This is a genomic window from Carnobacterium sp. ISL-102, from assembly GCF_018612935.1.
Taxonomy (GTDB): Bacteria; Bacillota; Bacilli; order Lactobacillales; family Carnobacteriaceae; genus Carnobacterium_B; species Carnobacterium_B alterfunditum.
This window is the reverse complement of sequence record NZ_JAGGRF010000013.1, coordinates 1-21,167: the sequence shown is the minus strand read 5'-3', so window position 1 is coordinate 21,167 and position 21,167 is coordinate 1. Positions and strand designations below refer to the sequence as shown.

The following is a 21,167-nucleotide window of genomic DNA, read 5'->3' as shown; positions in this document are numbered from 1 at the left end:
TTAGGTAGTTACATATTATAAATTGAAATCACTTAATTACTTAAAATAATATAAACCCTCCAATATTCCACCACCCCCTGAAATTTTTGATACAATAGTTTCCTAAGTCGGGTATAGGAGTAAAAAATGATTTTATCTGTAAAAAAATTTGTCTTCGCGTTATTTTTAGAGAAATACAAGGTAAATTTGAAGTGATTCAAGTAGTTGTTACTGAAAAAAGGGATAACAAAACCGGCTATAAAATCGCTGAAAATCGTATAAACTAATTAAATAAGAGCTCTAACACTTTGATAAAAAGTGTTAGAGCTCTTATTTTGCAATACTTGATTATAAAGTATGATTTGTACAAAAATAATTTTTTATAGAGGTAAATCCTTTTTAGTAAAGATAACATTCGATGCAGCATACAAGACGAAGGTAATAGCTCCTAAAGCCACTAAGCCCCAACCGAAATCTCCACCTGTTAGAATTGCCTCAGTATCAAATAAACTCGTTATAGTTATATATTCAAGAATTCCTGCAGTATCCATCAATTGTTGAATCATGGCAATGAGGAAGAAAGCAAATGGAATACCTCCACCAATAGCTAAAGCCAAGCCTGTGCGGTTAAATAAGGTTGATGCAAAGAAGGAAATTGAACTTAAGGCCAATATTAACAATAAGAGTCCTGCACTTAACCAGAAGTAGGCTTCTGTATCGAAATCTAGAGCCTCATCGACAGATCTTGCAGATGCGATCATGGCCTGATTGGACATAGTTATTATTTGTTGCTCCGTTAATTCCGTTGCTTCTGTTGCAGCTTCTATCGCCACAGGATTTTTAATTAAGGAAATATTTTCAGCAACTTGATCGCTCTCCATATTCAATGCTTTGGATGAAGCTTCAATCACTAATTGTAATAAGATTTCTGTATCCTTTTCATTAATAATTTCGCCTTTATTAGGCAATTCAATTTCCTTTTCAAGCGAAGTTATTTCATCATTAACAAATTGTTGGAATACATTCACTGACATTCCTTTTACTTTGGCTCCTGCGACAAGGGCCTCATTACTTGATAGGATCATAGCTGGATCGTCAGTCAATTCCTTCGCTGTGATTTCAATATCCTCATCTTCCATGTCCTCGTCGTCTTTATAGATATCCCAACGTTCATCCGTAATAATGTCCGCTGTTTCTTGATATGAACGTTCATTAATGAGACCCTCTAAATAAAGTGGGTAAGATTCGGTATCCATATCTCTCGCAGTGGCTGCTTCCTTCATGGCATGATCGTTTTCTAGAATTAAATATAAGCGCTCTGATACATAGCCTTCATCTTGATTTAATGCCTCAGCGGCTGCTCGTACATCATCTGTAATTGGATAGCCGGTCACATTTTGATATTGAAATTGAGCGGCACCTAGACCGGCAGTCCCAACAATACTATACATTAGAACAATGGAAAAGATTAAATAGATTGATTTAGTAAAAATAACACTAGACCGTTTAATCGGCGTGGACAAGGTGTAAGCCATTGAGCCAGAATCCACTTCATTCACCACTAGATTATTCGCAGTAAACACTACATAGACAATTCCCAAGATAACGGCAATCAATTTATAGAAGTTTTCTAGACTTCCCAACAGACTAGTCATCGTCGATAACAAATTAGAAAATCTTGTCCCTTCAGCAGCGGATGCTATTGTGGCGAAGCCTTCTGCATCAAAAGTAACCATAAAAGTGGATAGAATCAGTGACGCAACCACGGTGACAATAGCCCATAACTTCCAATTAGCTTGAACACTTTGTTTAAAAACTGGTTTTGAGAACATTTTATTTTTCCTCCTTAAATATTTGAGTAACATATGCTTCGAATGTAGCTTTGATTTCCTTGAAATAGACTAAATCAAAGTGTTTTAAATCTTGAATTAAATGGTTGACATCTTTATCATGAATCGTAATATTTAATTGTAAATCTTCCAACTTAATTCGATTTAAGTCGTAACCTAGGCTGCGAAAATGATCGAAATCTTCAAATGATTTAAACTCCATTTTATAAGTTTTAGTCTTGTTGTAGCGAATATCCCTCATATCAATGACATCAATAATCGTACCATCACGAATAATTGCGACTCGGTCACAGATTTCTTCCAATTCTTGGAAAATATGACTAGACATAAAAATGGTTTTACCTTTTGCTTTTTCATCTTTCAGTAGTTCAATGAAGATATCCCGCATCAAAGGATCTAAGCCCGTAGTTGGCTCATCCATGATCAAAATATCAGCATCAGAAGCAAAGGCTGAAACAATTGCTGTTTTCTGCTTCATCCCTTTACTCATAGAACGTACATTAGCTGTCACATCTAATTGAAACTGGTCACTAATCTTAACGGCATGTGTCCAATCTCCACGACCCGATAAATAGAGTTGATCTTTTAAAAAGACTTCACCTGTAGAGTTACCGGGAAAATTAATTTCACCAGGTATATAAGATACATATCGTTTAACTTCTGCACTACTTTTGGTAGCATCAAGCCCATTAATGGTGACTGTTCCTTCATCTGGAGTTAAAAAACCCATCATATGTCGAATAGTCGTGGTTTTTCCTGCACCATTGACGCCAACAAAACCATATATTTCACCTTTTTCAATTTCTAAAGACATATCAAAAATGCCACGTCCCTTTCCGTAGTCTTTAGTCAGGTGCTTAATATCAATGTATGCCATGTTCTAGATTCTCCTCTCCAGCTGCTACAGACTTCTTGCGGTCATAGAAATCCATAAAATAATCTTCAAGTGTAAATTTGATTTCTGAAATAAAATTAATGTTCACATTACTTAGTTCAATAAATAAATTCTGCATGGTCTCATCTGTGAGATTTAACTTAACTTGATTCTGATCAGGTCGCTCAACTGGAATTTTAAATTGCGTAAGGGACAGAAACTGTTGATAATCTTTATTCGTCGTGAATTCAATTTTGAAAGCTTTATTCGTACTGTGTTTTAACTTAGCGGCTTCAATGGTTGAAACAACCACTCCTTCTTTTATAATGGCGATCCGGTCACAAGTTGCATCCACTTCGCTGAAGATGTGGCTAGAGAGTAGAATAGTCTTACCTTTTTTTTTCTCAGCTAAGATAAATTGGATGAAACGCTCTTGCATAATGGGGTCTAAGCCTGAGGTTGGTTCATCTAGAATTAACACTTTGGGATCATGCATAAAAGCTGTCACCAATGCCAACTTTCGTCTAGATCCAAGACTCATTTCTTTAATTTCAATTGATGTATCCAATTCAAAAAGTTCCTTAAGATAATCTGTTCTAGACATATCGTTGATTTGTCTTTCTTCAGCCATGAACTGAATAAAATTATCTCCGGTCATTCCTTTGGGAAAAGCCATCTCTCCAGGTAAGTAACCAACATCGCGTTTAATGATATCAGCTGATTTCCAACAATCCTTACCATTAATATATAATTCACCTTCTTGAGCTTTGGAAAATCCCATCAAGTGACGAATAGTAGTGGTCTTTCCAGCACCGTTGGGCCCTAGAAATCCGAAGACTTCTCCTTCTGCTATCTCAAAGGAAACATCAAATATTCCACGTCCATGCCCATAGTCTTTGGTTACATGTTTTACTTCAATAACTGACATCGTATTTCCACCTTCCTCTTAAATATCGATTGTAAAATAATTTACATTTGTTTCTTTATTTACAAATGTTATAATATTTATTATACTAGTCGTACAAAGGAGAACAAGATACATAATTTCAGTATCTGATAAATAATTTACATTTTTACGATAATTGATAATTTTTTCTCTAAAAAGGAGGCATTATATGCAAAAGTTAGATTTAAGGGTTCAAAAAACTCATAAGGCACTTATAGAAGCATTTGAAAGCTTATTACATGAAAAAGAATTTGAAAGTATTTCAGTAACAGAAATATGTGATGCTGCTATGGTTCGACGACCAACTTTCTACAATCATTTCTTGGATAAATATGATTTTATAACCTTTTTTATTAAACATAAAATGAATGAAATATTTGATTTTGCTATCAAAAACTCAAATGAAGAAAAAGATAACTTTTTTATTATTGTTTTTGAACAGCTATTGGATCAATTTGATAATCTACTATATCTCATTTTCAGTATTCAAATGAATGCCAATATCATTTTTGAACTTGAAAGTGTGCGCGAGTATGGGAAGAGCATGTTAGGTAACCAGATAAAGAAAGGTTCTAGTGACCAAGAATTACCCATGGAGCTTAGTTATAAAGGACAGATCATTATGGGTATCACGATTCAATCCGTCTTTTGGTATAAAGAGAAAAAACAACAAATTAGTCGTGAAGAAATCGTTGAACTCTATACACAGACTTTAGCAAAATTCAACTAATGGAAGAACTGAAATGAACTCTATGTAAAGGATTTAAAAAAAGCGACCTCGAAAGTTTAGATTTCACTCTAACTTTTTGGGGTCGCTACCTATAAGGTTTATTTTAATTTATGTTTACTGCTTTTTTCATATAGAAAAAAATTTATAATGTTTATAATTATGGTGTGTTTTAAAACTATCTTGTTAAGAGGCAAGTAGCTGAAACGAGCGTTAGTTCGAGTAACTGAAAGTCGATTTTTCATTTGAGTAGCCACAATGAGCCTTAATTAGAGTAACTTCAAAATAGAGGATCATTTTATTTTACTCCATGATTCATTAGGTCGCTCTTGTTGTTCGATATTTATTTTAATCAATCCTACCTTTCTCAGTTAGCCCAAAAATCAGAATAGTTATTAGTTTTCAAACACATCCTAATTCCGAAAAAATATTTTTAAGAAAAGAGGGACTGACAATGAAAACACACATTGGGAAAGAAAAATGGAATCGAGCCGCTGCTTTATATGTTCGCATGCAGGTATTTGTCATGGAACGAGGAATTCCGCTCAAAGAGGAATACGATTTGGAAGATCATGATGAGACGATTTATGTCGTCATTTATGATGGAGAGAAACCTGTGGCAACCGGACGCTATAAGCAAATCGACTCAGATACTATCCGGCCCGGAAGAATTGCTGTTCTCAAGGAATATCGTAAAAAAGGACTGGGAGAAGTAGTCGTTAAAGAATTGGAAGCTTTGGGTAAAAAACTAGGGTGTACGACGTCCGTCATACATGGTGAACTAAGTGCCGTTGGGTTTTACGAAAAACTAGATTACACCAAAGAGTCTGACGTCTATTATGAAGACGGAGTACCGTGTGTAACTTTGAATAAAGAGTTAGTGTAGGACTCAATTATCCAGTTGAAGCAGATCATGCAAACTATAGCATAGCTACTAATGAAATTAGTGTTGTACAAGATGAAGACAGACCCAAACGTTATCGATTTAAAGTAATAGTAACCTATACGGCTGCAAATAATGCTAGTACTACAATTGGCAGAGTTGAAATGGAAAGTGAAAAAATTAATTCACTTGATAGTAACGATGACAATGGATTGCTACAAGAAATAGTGGATAACCAAAAATAAAAAAAGTAACCGTATCATTTTAACGGTTACTTTTTTTATTTCAATACATGATTCAATCTAAATTCATGTATTAGGTCTCTATATTAAATAGATTGATTAACGAATCTTATTTAAAAAATAATTCAAGACAGCATAATCCTCAGTTAGTTCAGGGTGATAAGCAGTCACCAGTACGTTTTCTTGCTCTGCAGCTACGATTTTTTGATTGACAGAAGCCAGAACTTTTACATTTGGTCCGACAGATTGAATGTAAGGAGCACGGATAAACACCGCTTCGACTTCTTGATCGATACCTGAAAAACGGAGAGAAGTTTCAAAGCTGTCTACTTGTCTTCCAAAACCATTCCGCTCTACTTCCATATCAATAAAACCCAGGCGCAAATCGTCTGTGGTATGACTTTCGTCAGTGCTGCAGAGTATAAGACCTGCACAGGTTCCAAAAATGGCTTTTTTTTCTTTATGAAAAGAACGCAGACGATTCTCCAACTCTTTTTCTCGAATCAATCGACCAATTGCTGTCGATTCTCCACCTGGTATAATTAGGCCATCTAGAGCATCAAAGTCCTTAGTATTCTTGACAGATACTGCATTTACTCCTAAAGTTTTTAAGGCAAAAAGGTGTTCCGTAACGGCACCCTGCAGATCGAGAACTCCTATGGTTTTTGACATACTTACCAACCTCTTTCTTGCATCCGTTCAGATTGAAGTAATTGACTGATTTCTATTCCTTTCATTGGTTCACCCAAACCTTTAGAAAGCTCAGCTAGCAATTCGTAGTCTTCGTAGTTCGTAGTTGCTTGAACAATGGCATGAGCGAATTTTTCTGGTGATTCGGATTTGAAAATACCAGAACCGACAAACACACCATCTGCTCCAAGACTCATCATTAAGGCAGCATCAGCTGGTGTAGCCACTCCTCCAGCAGCGAAATTTACAACTGGCAATTTTCCAAGTTGTTTTATTTCCTTTACTAATTCGTAAGGAGCTCCTATCTCTTTAGCAAAAGCCATCAACTCATCATATGTCTTAGTAGAAAGTTCACGTATTTGACTATTTACTTTGCGCATGTGACGAACAGCCTCTACTATATTTCCAGTTCCAGGTTCCCCTTTAGTTCTAAGCATCGATGCTCCTTCTCCAATGCGCCGTAAAGCTTCACCTAGGTCTCGGCAGCCGCAGACAAATGGCACTACATACTCGGATTTCAGTAAGTGAAAGGCGTCATCTGCTGGAGTCAAGACTTCACTTTCGTCAATGTAATCTACTCCCATAGCTTCCAAAATACGTGCTTCAGAAATATGTCCAATACGTGCCTTAGCCATTACAGGGATACTAACGGCATTCATTACTTCTTCAATAATAGCAGGATCGGCCATACGGGCAACTCCACCTTCTTTTCGTATGTCAGAAGGTACGCGTTCTAAAGCCATGACCGCGACGGCTCCTGCTGCTTCTGCAATTTTGGCTTGTTCAGCATTTACCACGTCCATAATGACACCGCCTTTTTGCATTTGAGCCATTCCACGTTTGACTCTTGTGCTGCCAATAATGTTTTTATTCATATTAATTCCTCCTCTTATTTCTACTGCGCTAGTACTGATTGAAAGTATACGCAAGAAAAAACCAGTAGACTACATCCAATTGGATTACAAATTTACCATCCAATTTGTGATACAATAAAATAAATATCTAAGAAAGAGGAAATATCATGAACAAATGGAGTATTAGTCGAGATCATAGCATGCCATTATATCAAAAAATCATGTTGCTGACGGAAGAAAAAATTAAGTCTGGTGAATTAAAGCCTGGAATCCGTTTGCCTGCGGAAAGAAAATTAGCTGAATATCTGAAAGTGAATCGATCCACTGTTATCCGAGCAATGGAGGAATTGACAGCCCAGGGAGTACTGACAAGAAAAAAAGGGAGTGGTACCTATGTGAACCCAGACAAATGGGGATTACAAACAAAACCTTTGATCAACTGGGGTACTTCACTCACTACTGATAGTTTTAAAAAACAGAGTGACTATCAACAGGCTGTTGCCAGATTTAGGGAGCAGAAACAGGACAAAGTCATTGACTTATCAAATGGTAACTTGCCTGCGGATTTATTGCCGGAACTTCAGTCACCCAGTTTATCTTGGAAAGAATTAATCCAGCAAGAAAAAAAACAGAGTCCCTTAAATAGTGAAATGCATTCTTTAAGAGAAAGTGTCCAGTTGTATCTCAAAAAAACGTATCAAATGGAAGTTCCGATAGAAGAAATTATGATTACTTCTGGGACGCAAAACGCATTATTTCTTATTTCACAAGGGCTATTAAAACCAGGAGATGCAGTTGGTATTGAAGCTCCTTCTCATTTTTATTCTCTCCGCTTATTTCAAGCAGCAGGCCTTCGTATTATACCCATTTCTATGGATACGGAAGGTATGACAATTAAAGGATTGCAGGAAGCGTCCATAAACTATCCTCTAAAAATGATTTTCCTGAATCCCATTTTTCAAAATCCAACCGGATTTGTGATGAGTTTTAAACGGAAAGCAGACATTCTTGATTATTGCCTGATGAAACGGATTCCCATTGTAGAAGATGACGCATATGGCGCATTATCTTTTGATCAGTCAGTCGATAATAGTCCCTTGAAAAAGATGGATCAACAACAACAGGTTATTTATTTAGGCACTCTATCCAAATTAGCAGGAAATCATCTGCGAATTGGTTGGATGGTCGGTCCCAAGACGGTATTGAAGGAACTGGCAGATATTCGAATTCAAATTGATTCAGAGCTCAGTTTTCTATCTCAGTTTATGGCCGATCATTATTTGCGAATCGAGATGGACGAGCACCAGAAAAAGATCAAAAATAAGTTAGCAGAAAGAGCCCGCATTATGGAGAAATGGTTAAGAATAGAATTTGGAGAAGATATAGAATTTCTACCGGCTAAAGGTGGATTCCACTTATATTGCCTTTTTCCGAAAAAAACAAAAGCAGAAGTAGACAATATTTTACAAGAGTTACTAGAAAAAAATATTATTGTTTTGGAAGTACAAAAATTTGGTGACAAAAAGAATGGATTCCGACTCAGTTTTGCTCACTTCAGGGAAATGTTTAATCTGAAGTGAGCAGTCAATGGGAAATAAATTAAAGGATTATCTTATGTTGCGGTACATCATTCTATCTAATTTCATGTATTGATTTAAAAAATTTACAGCTTAGTTTTAATTGACAATAATAATCATTATTATATATATTTTTTTGAATCAGTGACCAACAAAAATGAAAGGACGAAACATTTTATGGATTTTAATTTATGGAGCTTCATACTGGGAAATCTTGAAGCTACCGGTGTTATAGGTGGTTATATTTCTATCTCAATTATCGGTGTTTCCTTAATTACTTACGCGTCAAGAGGGAAACTTTCAGGAAATAATCAAATAGGACCGAGTTGGGCTCATCCTATAATTGGAGCAGTGTTAGGGATAATACCAGGGTGCGGCGCAACAATTGTGGTTTCATCGTTATATAAGAATAAAAAAATATCATTTGGTGGATTATTTGCTGCATTTATAGCAACATTAGGAGAAGGATCATTTGTATTACTTGGGGCTTCTGACGAAGCGAGTGTTGCCGCAAATCTAAAAGCATTTCTAATAGTCACTTTAGTAGGCGCTATTGTCGCTATTATTTTTGGTTATCTAGTTGATATGCTTGGAATAAATGCCAACGCGTATGAGTTCCAAAATAAAAGTGTCAAAAAAAATTACCCCGCAAGTAAAGCAACAACAATACCATATGTAGTTGTTGAGTATGTCGGATTTTATTTCATTCTAACTTTTAGTGCTTTTTTGCTACCTGGATCAATAATGGCTTTATGGGGGGGTGGTATTACAGGTTATGATGACTTATCAGTGTGGGTAGCCATTTTATTTACAATTTTTTCAATTATTTATTATCTTGTGTATAAGTTTAATTACAAGGGAAGTGAGTGTTCTTGCAACAACAATATCAAAACAACTTTATTGCATGCCGTATTAGATATTTCTACTGTCATTGTTTATGTATTTGCGGGACTATTAATTGCTAATTATGTCATTGATATTTTAGTAGGACCAGAGACTTTTGATACGTGGATGACTTCATCAGCTTTCGTTGTGGTAATCATTGCTGCCATCATAGGAGCTACACCAGGGTGTGGCGGGATGATTTCTGTTGCGGTTGCCTTTATAACTATCCAAAATTTTCCAATAGCGGCTTTAATTGCAGCAGGCATTGCAACCAGTGGAGATGGAATTTTTCCATTACTAGCGGCTAACAAAAAAGCTGCGTTAATCGTTACAGCATTGGGTTTTATAATTGCCTTAATTGTAGGTTATACCATTTTAGTCTTAGGTATTGAAATCTAAAGCTATATTTATTGTCGTATGTTATCTCTATGGATAGCCAAAAAATACCAATTTTAGCTATACTTTTATCAATCCACCAGCCCAATTTTTATAGGTACCACCAGCAATTGCTAATAAATTGGATATACCTTTAATCTGTTTAACGTATGCTATCATTTTTTTTGCAGCCGAGTATGGTATGTAACTGGTTATCTTATAATAAGTATACGTTCCATGATTATGAGTATATTTACTTTGAACAGCTTCTGCAACTATTTCTGATTTTATAATTCTGTTGTTTGGTAAAGGTACAAAATAAAATCCTACACCTAGTATGGTTGTAAAAAAATTATTTCACTTAATTTATTTAAATAATATCATCAATTAATGTTATTATTTAAATTTCTTCAATTCTCTTTATTTTTAGGGCTTCTTTCTTTATACTTTTAAAAAAGGGGAGATGGGAATGCGAGAAAAATCTATTGAGACAAAACGATGGCAGGCGCTGCTGGGTGGTGTTTTAATGCAGCTCTGTATCGGAGGTGTTTACACTTGGAGCCTGTTTAATCAGCCTTTAATCGATGCTTACGGTTGGGAGCGTACGGAAGTTTACACGGCCTACTCATTAATTATCTTTATCTTTGCATTTGTTACAATTTTTTCTGGTCGCCTGCAGGATAAAATCGGTCCCAGAAAAGTCGCAACGATCGGGATACTTTTCTTTAGTTCGGGTTTAATCGTCGCCTCGATGGCACGTTCGCTCCCGATGCTGTATTTAGGCTATAGCTTGATGGGAGGGATAGGTGTCGGAATGGTATATGTCTGCCCGTTGTCTACGTCGCTTAAATGGTACCCTAAAAAGAAAGGGATGATCACCGGCATCATTATCGGTGCATTCGGATTAGGTGGCTTCGTTTTCAACTTTGTTTTGAGTTATCTGATTCAGACAATTGGTGTATCTCAAACCTTTCTCGTACAGGCATTTGTTTACGGGGTCGTCGGCTTGATCGGTGCCCAAATGCTCAGTGTTCCTCAACAGTCAGAAGGGAAAACGACAATTCTGGTAAACGAAACCGACTTTAAACCGACTTTGATGTTAAAAACAAGAACATTTTATCTTTTATGTATCATTTATTTTTTAGGCAGTTTAAGCGGTCTTATCGTCATTGGACTAGCACAGGATATCGCGCGGGAAGTTGTTGGTCTCACGCCTCAAATTGCAGGGTACTCTGTAGCAGTCGCCGCAGTAGCCAATGCATCCGGCCGAATCGGATGGGGGGCTGTATCCGATATTTTCGGAAGACTGAAAGTGTTTAGTTTGTTGTTCCTCATCACAGCTTTTTCAATGCTGACGCTCAGCTTCTGGACACATAACGCTATTGTGTATTTTTTGATCCTTGCACTGATAGTCAGCAGTTTCGGCGGATTTCTAGCCACGTTCCCGGCCATCACAAGTGATTATTTCGGTTCGTTTTATTTCGGATCGAACTATGGCTTGATTTATCAGGCCTATGGTGTGGCCTCTTTAGCGGGACCGTTTATTCTGGGGTTAACGAGCCAGGATACTCATGCTTTCTTTATCGCAAGTATGCTCGCTGTCGGAGGTTTCATATTAACCTTATTGGTAAGACCACCAAAATTAATCAGGTAGTTATCGATTATTCATCAATTATCATGTATATATAATAAAAAGTCTAACTTTTAGGGGTCAGCACCTAAGCACACAAGTCAAAAAGTAGGAGCCTCTAATCGGTTCCTGCTTTTTTTATATCAATTATACAATGCAGATATTTTTACAATTACCCAAACAATAATAACCGCATTACAAAAAAGGCTATTATTGTTTGGAATTGTAAGAAGTATAAATTGATTCAAATGAATATGACTTTTATATAGAAAGACTTATTAATAATTATCAAAGGTACAAGTTAGTTAGATGATTCTTTACTATATTTATCCCAAAAAAATACACTTCAAAAGTTAGAGAACAAACCTAACTTTTGGAGTGTAGTACATTTTTTGTAGCAAACTGCTTTTATATATTTATCTCTAGGGTTATACGTAAAATAAATTAATTAGCCATACTTGCTATAACTTTTTCATCAATACGTAGGAATGGTAGATATATAAATACACTTGCTACAATAATTAAGACTTGCAAAAAGGATGCACGCCAATCACCGCCAGTTGCTAAGAATCCAGATATTATTGGTGGTGTAGTCCATGGAATCTGAACGACAACATGATTGATTAATCCAGCTGCTGTAGCAAAATAAGCAATTGTTAATGAAAATACAGGAGCTAGTACAAATGGAATAATTAAACTTACATTAAAAACAATTGGAAGACCAAATATAATAGGCTCACTAATATTAAAAATTGCAGGTGCAACTGTTAGTTTAGCAAAATCTTTATATTCGTTACGACGACTAAATAAAAAAATAGCAATTAATAAAGCAATAGTATTTCCTGACCCTCCCATTACAGCAAAAGTATCTTTGAATGCCATATTAATAATATGGGGAATTTCTTCTTTATTGGCATATGCAGCCATATTCTCTTGCATATTTTGAAGTAAAAACGGATCAAGAAGAGGGCCTGAGATAACTGCCTGATGAATACCAAATCCAAAGAATAAATTGGATACTGACGTAATTAATAAGAACCCAGGTAATCCTGTAGTAATTTTACCTAATGGACCAGTTATAAGGGTTGTAATTAATCTATTTACATCCATATTAAATAATTGATTAATGGCAAAAGAAATAATCGCAAATGAGGTAACAGTTATAATAATTGGAATTAAAACATTAAATGATTTCGAAACTGCCGGTGGAATATTACCTGATAATTTAATTTGTAATTTCTCATTATTTGATAATTTAATAAATAATTCAGTTGCTAATAACCCAACAAAAATTCCAACAAACATTCCAGAAGCACCTATATGAGAAACTGGTAGCATCCCTGTAACTTCAATAGATTTGCTAGCGTTTTCAGGTGTAAACATTGTATTCATTGGTGTTAATACAACAAATGTTGAAAGTGATACAAGTATAGCTGCAATAGGATTAGTGTAATCCCTACTAACACTCATATGATAAGAAACTGCTGCAACTATTAATAACGCAGTAATACTCAATGTTCCGTTTCCAATTGAGATACCAATTTGCTGAATAGTTGTCAATGTATCTGGGTTAATTATCTTTCCCATAAATCCTGTAGGTTCTAAAATAACATAATTGATTAATGTTACAAAACCAGCTAACATCATAAATGGCATAAAGGTCGCAAATGAATCCCGTAAAGTACGTAGGTGAATTTGATTACCTATTTTTACTGCAATCATTCCGAACTTTTCTAGTATCTTATCCTTTTTTGTCATATTAATAAAATCCTCCTCCTTTTTGTAAGCGATAACTATTCGTTATAATTTCATATTACAATAACTAGTAAAAAAAGTAAACGTTTTTGTTTAAAGATATATATTTATTTTACAATTAAAAAAAACAATCTTATAAGATTGTTTTTTAATAACTAATTTTCAACAAATACGGCTTCAAATATAAAGTCTTTATATATATGTCTAGATAAGGAATATTCAAAGGGAGTTCCAGAAGATAGGGAGACTACCTTATCTACTTCAATCATAAAATCTCCTTTTTTGATATCTAGTATATGCACATCAAACTCTGTAGCTAGATCCCCCTTTATCCATATGTGAGAGTCTTTAATCTCTAAATTAAGTTCCTGATTAATATAAGAGTAAACAGATTTCTTTAAATGTTTGGGCTCAAGTCCAGGTATAATCGACAAAGGCATAAATGTCTGTTCGATTGAATACGGTTGATGGTCTATAAAGCGGCTTCTAATAATGTTATAAACATAATCTTTTGAATCAATTTTCAGCATATCAGATACTTTTTGAGATGGTAACTCAATTGAAAAATTATGAATCTGAGATTCAACATGTTCTTCTCCTATTACACTAAATAGTCCTGCGTTTGGTCCAAAAACCTTTGAGTTGTCAATAGGTGTTCTTAATACTTCCGTTCCAAAACCACTTCTGCTTCTTAAAACTCCTTCAGAAACGAGCAAGTCAAGACCCTTTTTTACAGTAAGTTTGCTTGTTTTATATTCTTCTGCAAGTTCTCCTCCAGAGGGAAGCTTTATTCCAACCTCATAGTAACCATTCGTAATTTTTTCTTTTATGTCTAAATATACTTTCATATATTTTGGGATTGTTTTCATATTATATCTCCTAGCTTTTTAATAAGTATACTACTTAGTATATTTTATCATAGAAGTAGTGTTGATTTCCATATAATACATATAATAAAAAAATAAAGATATATAACTTTTAGTAAAGATGTTTATTTATGTTAATAATAATGTTATCATGATTCTATTATGTGAGGAGGAATACAAATGAATAAACAAAAATTAACTTTCCCACAAGATTTTTGGTGGGGTTCTGCATGGTCAGCCGAACAGGCTGAAGGAAGAGGAGAAACCGGGAAAGCTGAAACGGTTTGGGAGAGATGGTATGAAGAACAGCCTTATCGCTTTTATAAAGGAATAGGTTCAGAAATAACTACTGATCATATTCATCATTATAAAGAAGATATCCAGTTGATGAAACAAACTGGACACAATTCATTTCGTGTCTCAATTTCTTGGGCGAGAATGTTTCCAGATGGAGGTACGGGCAAAGTAAACCCTAAAGCAATTGCTTTTTATAGAGATTCATTTAAAGAAATGAATGAAAATGGAATCAAGGTTTTTGCAAATCTTTATCATTTTGATATGCCTGCTAAATTACAAGATATAGGTGGCTGGGAATCTCGAGAGGTTGTTGATGCATATGTGAAATTTGCTGATACATGCTTCAAGGAATTTGGCGATTTAGTCTATCACTGGTTTACTTTTAATGAACCACTAGGACCTATTTTAGGGTCATATCTAGAAGATTTTCATTATCCTAATATTGTTAATTTTAAAAGAGGTGCTCAAGCAGGCTTTTTTACAATATTATCTCATGCTAAAGCTGTTGAAGCTTTCAAAAAATATAATTTATCTAGCAAAATTGGCGTTATTTTGAATTTAAGTCCAACGTTTCCAAGAAGTCAAAATCCCGCTGATTTAAAAGCTGCTGAAATAGCCGATTTGTTTTATACAAGAAGTTTTCTTGATCCTATGGTTAAAGGAACTTTTCCTGAAAAATTAGTAACCTTATTAAAGGATTATGACCAAATGCCTACAGATTATACTGTAGAAGATTTAGCATGTATTGCTGAAAACACTTCACAAATATTAGGATTAAATTACTATGAACCTCGTCGAGTAAAAGCTCGGTTAACAGCGATTAACCAAGAAGGTCCATTTTTACCAGAATGGTTCTTTGAAAATTATATTATGCCTGGACGTCGTATGAATGAATACCGAGGTTGGGAGATTTATGAAAAAGGTATCTACGATTTATGTATGGACATCAAAAATAATTATGGAAACATTGAAGCCTTTATTTCTGAAAATGGGATGGGAGTTGCAAATGAGGAAAATTTCATGAATGAGAGTGGTCAAGTAATCGATACATACCGTATTGAATTCATTAAGGATCACTTAGCATATTTATGGAAAGCTATTAATGATGGATGCAATATCAAAGGGTATCACTTATGGGCCTTCATAGATTGTTGGTCATGGATTAATTCTTATAAAAATCGCTACGGATTAGTGTCTTTAGATTTGCCAACTCAAAAAAGAACAATTAAGAAAAGTGGGGAATTTTATAAAAAATTAAGTGAAGAAAATGGTTTTGAATACGATAAGAAGATATTATAGTGTTGGTTATAAGACTATAGTAGCCTAAAAAAAGCAGGACTTTTCTTTACTCTGAAAAGTTCTGCTTTTTTTTTTGAGATTTTTTAAATATCTGATTTGTCAAATTAAGCTAGACAGAATATTTCCACTCATGTAACTCAAAAATACTTCCAATGGTGTTTGATACTTCACTGATTTTCTTGGAATATTATTTCTCTTGTCTGCAATGTATGAAACAAACAGTTGGTCGACTTGATTAAAGACCATTTATTTTGGTAATCCATCTTTTCGAAGTAAACCATTAGAATTTTCGTTCAAAAATCGTTATGAAGGTGTTCCGGGATCCTCGAAATAGATGGCAAAACCATGTTGGGGTTATATACTGATTTCCAGTTAGGAAATTCTTTCCTCAATCAAACGTAATTGACTTAAAAAGATTTTTTGGAATAAACTGGAGTCAGTTATTTACAGCCACTTCAACATCTCTTTCCTTACGTCCGTCCATTAGGCTTTAAGGAAATAATAGCTTCTTAAACCTATTTAACTAGTGTGATAATCGAACTCTCATGGCGAACACTAACAATCGTGTATCCTTATAAATAATCAAATCCTTATTTAAAATCAGGATAATACTGTTTTCTTTCGAATAAATCTTTTTTAAAAGTTTGTTTCCTCTCCCATTTCATTAAAAGGTTGGTTTATCAAGGGTCCTTACTTGAAATGCCTACACAAGATTTGTACTGAGCAATCAATAGAGTTTTAATACGGCCAATAATAACATCTGAAGTCCAATCCTGAATAACCTTTATCTGAATATCCCTTTATTAGTCATTGGGTAAAAATCTTTGGCACCTACTGTAGGCTTTTTTGTTTTTTTATACTCTTTAAAGTAATCCAACGCTGTGTATTCTTATTTTGAGGACGTAATCACGTTATGAATTTTCTGACGTGGACGACTAATGAGAGCGAAAATATTCAAAATAGAAATAGCTTGTTGTACATAGGCTTCTATTATTATAATTTCTTCGATGGTAAATGAGTGTGGTTCATTCGTGATTACTCCTGTGTCTTCTTTTGTCGGAATTACATTTTGAGTGTACCACGGTTGTTTTTTTTATTTGTCTAACTTAATTTTACAATTAGCGTTTTTTAAAAGTAATTTATATATGTGTTCGTTTAAAGTGTACTCAGAATAAACACTTACAAAGTATTAATCTGATTGATTTTTCGCTGTCTATTATAGGTGTCGATTAAGATATTCAAGTTTACTAAATTAAAAAGTCGTGTATATAGACCTTTTATTTAATAAGGTTTTATATACACAACTTTAAAAAATTTCATGTATTATATAAAAACCTACTTTGTTAATAAGGTAGTAAAAAAAGACTTTGCAGTTTCACGGTCATCTCCTTGATAACTTAAACGGGATCTTGATCTATCATGACTCTAAGCACCTATTGTTATGAAATTTCATGATAGTTATTAAAACTATAGTGTAACTACTACTCGAAATTGATGATAGGTGGAGTCTAAATCGATCCCATAAAGTACTCAATAGGATTGAAAAAAAATTTAAAAACAAGTTAAAAATTAATTTAGTTTGTCACTTGGATCCAATTGCCGTTCGTAGTGAAGAATAACAAAAAGTATATAAACTTGTTAAAGAACTATTAAATTCCTATGAATTAAACTTACAATTACATGATTTTAGACTTGAAAATAAAAATCATTTACCTTTACTTCAATTCGACGTTGTCGTTCCAGAAAATATATCATTGACAAATGAACAGCTTTTAATCGGAATTGAAAAAGACATTAATCAAAAAATAGGCTCATATGCAATTGAGCTCGTTTTTGATAGGACCCTATGTATTGAAAAAATAAATAGATTAATAGCATTTTCAGAGGATTTATTTGGACACAACTTTTTTTAAAGTACTGTTTTATACTTCAAGTAATTAACTCATTAGTTATTTGGCTCGTTATTTCAACAGTTACCTCTTCTTAGTCATAGACTGCCTCAAATGTTACTTGTACTTGTTTGTTTTTTAGAGTAATGTGGCACTAAAGTGTATAAACATAACAAATATTAATAAAGGAGATAAAAATATGCCACTAATAAAAATCGATTTATTTGATTTTAAAGAAGCAGCTGAATTAAAATCATTATTAGACAATTTACATGAAGCTGTTGTTGAAGCTTTTGAGGTTCCAGCTGGGGATCGATATCAAATTGTCAATCAACATAAAGAAAATGAAATGATCCTAGGGGATACTGGTTTAGGATTTACAAGAACAAAAAATGCGATAGCTATTACTATTGTCAGCCGTAAGAGAACAAAAGAAAGCAAGTTGAGATTTTATCAACTTGTAACTGATAAACTTAAAGAAAGAAATGAAATCGATCCTAAGGATGTTCTTATTTCTATGGTAGAAAATAATGATGAAGATTGGTCATTTGGATACGGAAAAGCTCAGTTTATCACTGGAGAACTGTAATAATATCTGATTTTGCAATCAAATCGTTGGATTGACAGATATTAGTAGAAATGCACTCTACGATTGAAAAAAATTTCTTAGCTAGAAGAGTTTTTCTCTAGCTATGCCTAAATAAATCATTTGCTATTAAAATACAGATAGACTGAAGCTGAAAATTTCGATACCTTCAGAAATTAGATTCTTATATTAAACTGCTGATTGGCTAGTATGGATATGGTATTTAACCGTACTCATAATAGCCAACTTTTTATTTAAGTACTCAGTATTCTAGTGAGAAATATAACCTTTTTTTTATTTGACTCAATTTATTTGACTGTTAATATTATGAACCATGGGAAATACCAGTGATTTGGACAATGGCTTTAGCCAAATAATAGCTGGAATCATACAAGCATAAAGCTTCTCTTGTTTATTATAATTCAGTATACTTGTCTTTTTTTCCGTAGGCTTTTTCTACTGGGTACTTTTGGTTATTAATTTTTAATTTCTCTGAAATGATTTCTGCTAAGTCAAAATCCATCGTATCTGCCATCATAATAGAATAGATAAGTACATCTGCCAACTCTTCTTTAATTTGTTGTCTTTTCTTTTCGGCATGAAGGTCTTTTCCGCTCCATTGGAAGTTTTCAAGTAGTTCTGATGCTTCAAGAGAAATGGAAATAGCGAGATCCTTGGGGTTATGGAATTGACTCCAATTCCTATCTTCTCTAAAATTCTTTATACCATCGATAATATCTTTATCCATAATGAACTCCTTTTTAAAAAACGTATTGTTTTTTATTTATACTACGCAGTTAAATTTTGTATGATAATATAATACTATTACTAACGTACTTAAAAAGAAAGAATAATAGGTGAGACAATGGGAGATATACTTGAAAGTGAAATGTTTTCTTTTAATGAAGAAGGAATTGAAAAGATCCAGCTAGGTGATTTTAAAAATTTTCCTATCGTATACATATTATATAAAAAAAATTCGAATAAACAGATTGCTTATATTGGTCAAACCGTTCATGCAAAAAGAAGAATGCAGGAACATTACAAAAATTCATCCAGAAAACAGTTAGAAGAAATCTTAATTGTTGGGCATAAAAAGTTTAATCAATCGGCTACATATAATATAGAAACAAATTTAATTAATTATTTTATTGCGGATGGCAAATTTAGTTTACAGAATAAAAGCCAAACAGCCAGTAATCGTGTACATGACTACTACCAAAAAAGCTATTATAATAATGAACTTTTTCAAGATTTATGGTCGGTATTAAAAGAAAAACAGTTGGTCAATGATGATATCGAAACACTGAAAAATAAAGATGTATTTAAACTATCTCCTTATAAAGAACTTTCAGAAGAGCAATTAGAATTAAAAGAACGGATCATCAATATTTGCGAAAAACATATCAATGACCATACAAAGTTTGTTTATTTTGTTGAAGGAGATGCTGGTACAGGCAAAAGTGTTGTATTGAGTTCAACCTTTAATACATTACAGGACTTTACGACCGAAAAAGGATCAACATTTTACAAATCAAAAAATTATTTATTGATCAATCATTCAGAAATGAAAAAAACATATGAAAAAATATCTGAAAGTTTACCAAATTTAAAAAAGAAAAATTTTTTAAAGCCAACTTCTTTTATCAATAAAATTGATAAAGGAAGTATTGAAGAAGCAGATATTGTTTTTGTGGATGAAGCACATCTATTGTTATCAAAAGAGGATAATTATAATAACTTTAGTTATGAAAATCAATTAGATGAGATAATTAAAAGAAGCAAAGTTACAGTTGTCGTTTATGATAGTAAACAGGTTTTAAAGATAAAAAGTTATTGGAATGAAGAAAAAATAAAACAAATAAAAAATAATTATCAAAGTGATACATTTGAACTTACAACGCAGTTTAGGATACAAGCGGATGATGAAATAATTGATTGGATGGATGCTTTTGTTAATAAGAAGATTCTTCCTATCCCTGAAATCAAGAATACTAATGATTCTTCCTTTGAATTGAAGTTCTTTAGTGATGCAGAAGAGATGTATCAAGCTATTCAGCAAAAAAGTAAAGAAGTAGGGCTCTCAAGGATAGTCTCTACATTTGACTATATCCATAAAAAAGATGGGGAAGATTACTTTATAGAAGAAGGTACTTTTAGGTTACCCTGGAATAGAACAGGCTACAAAGATACGTGGGCCGAACACAAAGACACGATCAATGAAGTTGGATCAATTTATACAATTCAAGGATTTGATTTGAACTATGTAGGAGTGATACTAGGCCCATCAATTTCTTATGATGAAAAAACAGGCAGATTAAAAATTGACACATCAAAATACAAGGACACAGAAGCTTTTAGAAAAAGAGCTGATTTAGAACTTCATGAATTTGAAAAAGTGAAAGAAGAAATTATTTTAAATTCGATCAATGTATTGATGAAACGTGGTGTCCATGGACTATATATGTATGCTAGTGATGACAAGTTAAATAAAAGACTTAATGAGTTAATAGTATAACAATCAATAAAAAAGGAGGGGTGCCATCATGCAACCCTCCTTTTTGGATCGAATGTATTTTGATGGGAAACAACTTTTTTGGAATTTGAATTTCAATTTGTTTATCTGATGCCTTTTTTTCTTCGTTTATCATCTAAAATAATTTTTAAAGCCCGCTTCTTTGTTTTTATATTTGGACTTCCCATTCTTCGTCTAGCACTTGCTAAATCTTGTTTCTCAGACATCGTTTGTCCTCCTTATTTTTGTTTTTTATTAAGTAAGTAAATAAAATAGCTCGAAAATTTCAAGTTTAAGTTAGCCACTTGTAGCTATTCTATTTTACGCCTTACTTTCTAGCTATTGAACTGAACTGAGTTGAGCCCTAATTGTTAAATTCTCAAGGATCAAACAGCCGTACGTTCTTGTTGGAATGCCTTCACGAAACAGTCATGTGGTGTATCATCAT

Annotated in this window: 18 protein-coding genes and 1 pseudogene; 9 read left to right on the top strand and 10 right to left on the bottom strand. The window is 33.7% G+C overall.

All coding sequences use genetic code 11. The annotated features are described in order from the left end of the window. Window positions 1-359 precede the first annotated feature (359 nt). Genes J7E16_RS07175 through J7E16_RS07165 form a run of 3 tightly spaced genes read right to left on the bottom strand, consistent with a single transcriptional unit; the run spans window position 360 to window position 3,631 of the window. Window positions 360-1,811, bottom strand: a complete 1,452-nt coding sequence (locus J7E16_RS07175; protein WP_214890362.1) for an ABC transporter permease subunit — start codon at window positions 1,809-1,811, stop codon at window positions 360-362. Between the two features lies 1 nt (window position 1,812). Beyond that, window positions 1,813-2,706, bottom strand: a complete 894-nt coding sequence (locus J7E16_RS07170) for an ABC transporter ATP-binding protein (protein WP_214890359.1) — start codon at window positions 2,704-2,706, stop codon at window positions 1,813-1,815. Beyond that, window positions 2,693-3,631 carry an ABC transporter ATP-binding protein gene (locus J7E16_RS07165; protein WP_214890356.1) on the bottom strand — a complete coding sequence of 313 codons (939 nt, stop codon included), beginning with the start codon at window positions 3,629-3,631 and terminating at the stop codon, window positions 2,693-2,695. The genes J7E16_RS07170 and J7E16_RS07165 overlap by 14 nt, the downstream gene beginning before the upstream one ends. 187 nt (window positions 3,632-3,818) lie before the next feature. On the opposite strand from J7E16_RS07165, the gene J7E16_RS07160 reads away from it, so the two are divergent. Further along, window positions 3,819-4,379, top strand: coding sequence for a TetR/AcrR family transcriptional regulator (locus tag J7E16_RS07160; RefSeq protein ID WP_214890353.1), 561 nt, complete (start codon window positions 3,819-3,821; stop codon window positions 4,377-4,379). Between the two features lie 451 nt (window positions 4,380-4,830). Beyond that, window positions 4,831-5,262 carry a GNAT family N-acetyltransferase gene (locus tag J7E16_RS07155; protein ID WP_214890350.1) on the top strand — a complete coding sequence of 144 codons (432 nt, stop codon included), beginning with the start codon at window positions 4,831-4,833 and terminating at the stop codon, window positions 5,260-5,262. Window positions 5,263-5,600: 338 nt separating this feature from the next. Here the strand turns inward: J7E16_RS07155 and pdxT are convergent, their stop codons facing one another. Together pdxT and pdxS are read right to left on the bottom strand one after the other, a co-directional pair. Then, window positions 5,601-6,173, bottom strand: a complete 573-nt coding sequence (gene pdxT, locus J7E16_RS07150) for a pyridoxal 5'-phosphate synthase glutaminase subunit PdxT (protein ID WP_214890347.1) — start codon at window positions 6,171-6,173, stop codon at window positions 5,601-5,603. 2 nt (window positions 6,174-6,175) lie between these two features. After that, the gene (pdxS, locus tag J7E16_RS07145; protein WP_214890344.1) at window positions 6,176-7,066 is read right to left on the bottom strand and encodes a pyridoxal 5'-phosphate synthase lyase subunit PdxS; all 891 of its coding nucleotides are present in this window, start codon (window positions 7,064-7,066) and stop codon (window positions 6,176-6,178) included. Between the two features lie 146 nt (window positions 7,067-7,212). Between pdxS and J7E16_RS07140 the strand changes: the two genes are divergently transcribed. From J7E16_RS07140 to J7E16_RS07130, 3 genes are all read left to right on the top strand, one after another. After that, window positions 7,213-8,625 (top strand): aminotransferase-like domain-containing protein, encoded by a 1,413-nt coding sequence (locus J7E16_RS07140; RefSeq protein WP_214890341.1) that lies wholly within the window; start codon window positions 7,213-7,215, stop codon window positions 8,623-8,625. 174 nt (window positions 8,626-8,799) lie between these two features. Then, complete coding sequence (locus J7E16_RS07135) at window positions 8,800-9,906, top strand: putative manganese transporter (protein WP_214890339.1); 1,107 nt, start codon at window positions 8,800-8,802, stop codon at window positions 9,904-9,906. A gap of 445 nt (window positions 9,907-10,351) precedes the next feature. Further along, window positions 10,352-11,536 carry an L-lactate MFS transporter gene (locus tag J7E16_RS07130; RefSeq protein ID WP_214890337.1) on the top strand — a complete coding sequence of 395 codons (1,185 nt, stop codon included), beginning with the start codon at window positions 10,352-10,354 and terminating at the stop codon, window positions 11,534-11,536. 420 nt (window positions 11,537-11,956) lie between these two features. On the opposite strand, the gene J7E16_RS07125 is transcribed toward J7E16_RS07130, so the two are convergent. Together J7E16_RS07125 and J7E16_RS07120 are read right to left on the bottom strand one after the other, a co-directional pair. Further along, complete coding sequence (locus J7E16_RS07125) at window positions 11,957-13,270, bottom strand: PTS sugar transporter subunit IIC (protein WP_214890336.1); 1,314 nt, start codon at window positions 13,268-13,270, stop codon at window positions 11,957-11,959. Window positions 13,271-13,422: 152 nt separating this feature from the next. Then, a complete protein-coding gene (locus J7E16_RS07120) occupies window positions 13,423-14,136 on the bottom strand; it encodes a GntR family transcriptional regulator (RefSeq protein WP_214890335.1) in 714 nt (237 codons plus the stop codon). A 177-nt stretch (window positions 14,137-14,313) separates the two neighbouring features. Here J7E16_RS07120 and J7E16_RS07115 point away from each other — a divergent pair, with 177 nt between their 5' ends. Then, window positions 14,314-15,729 (top strand): glycoside hydrolase family 1 protein, encoded by a 1,416-nt coding sequence (locus tag J7E16_RS07115; RefSeq protein ID WP_214890334.1) that lies wholly within the window; start codon window positions 14,314-14,316, stop codon window positions 15,727-15,729. 99 nt (window positions 15,730-15,828) lie between these two features. Here J7E16_RS07115 and J7E16_RS11415 read toward each other — a convergent pair. Further along, window positions 15,829-16,758, bottom strand: a pseudogene (locus tag J7E16_RS11415) (IS30 family transposase). 461 nt (window positions 16,759-17,219) lie between these two features. Here J7E16_RS11415 and J7E16_RS11630 point away from each other — a divergent pair. Both J7E16_RS11630 and J7E16_RS07110 read left to right on the top strand, forming a co-directional pair. Next, window positions 17,220-17,348 carry a hypothetical protein gene (locus J7E16_RS11630; RefSeq protein WP_502756793.1) on the top strand — a complete coding sequence of 43 codons (129 nt, stop codon included), beginning with the start codon at window positions 17,220-17,222 and terminating at the stop codon, window positions 17,346-17,348. Between the two features lie 469 nt (window positions 17,349-17,817). Further along, window positions 17,818-18,207, top strand: a complete 390-nt coding sequence (locus tag J7E16_RS07110; protein ID WP_214890333.1) for a tautomerase family protein — start codon at window positions 17,818-17,820, stop codon at window positions 18,205-18,207. A gap of 412 nt (window positions 18,208-18,619) precedes the next feature. Here the strand turns inward: J7E16_RS07110 and J7E16_RS07105 are convergent, their stop codons facing one another. Continuing rightward, window positions 18,620-18,952 carry a nucleotide pyrophosphohydrolase gene (locus tag J7E16_RS07105; RefSeq protein WP_214890332.1) on the bottom strand — a complete coding sequence of 111 codons (333 nt, stop codon included), beginning with the start codon at window positions 18,950-18,952 and terminating at the stop codon, window positions 18,620-18,622. A gap of 117 nt (window positions 18,953-19,069) precedes the next feature. Between J7E16_RS07105 and J7E16_RS07100 the strand changes: the two genes are divergently transcribed. Further along, window positions 19,070-20,722, top strand: coding sequence for a DUF2075 domain-containing protein (locus tag J7E16_RS07100; RefSeq protein ID WP_251006113.1), 1,653 nt, complete (start codon window positions 19,070-19,072; stop codon window positions 20,720-20,722). A gap of 101 nt (window positions 20,723-20,823) precedes the next feature. Here the strand turns inward: J7E16_RS07100 and J7E16_RS07095 are convergent, their stop codons facing one another. After that, window positions 20,824-20,946 (bottom strand): putative metal homeostasis protein, encoded by a 123-nt coding sequence (locus tag J7E16_RS07095; RefSeq protein WP_214890330.1) that lies wholly within the window; start codon window positions 20,944-20,946, stop codon window positions 20,824-20,826. Window positions 20,947-21,167: the final 221 nt, after the last annotated feature.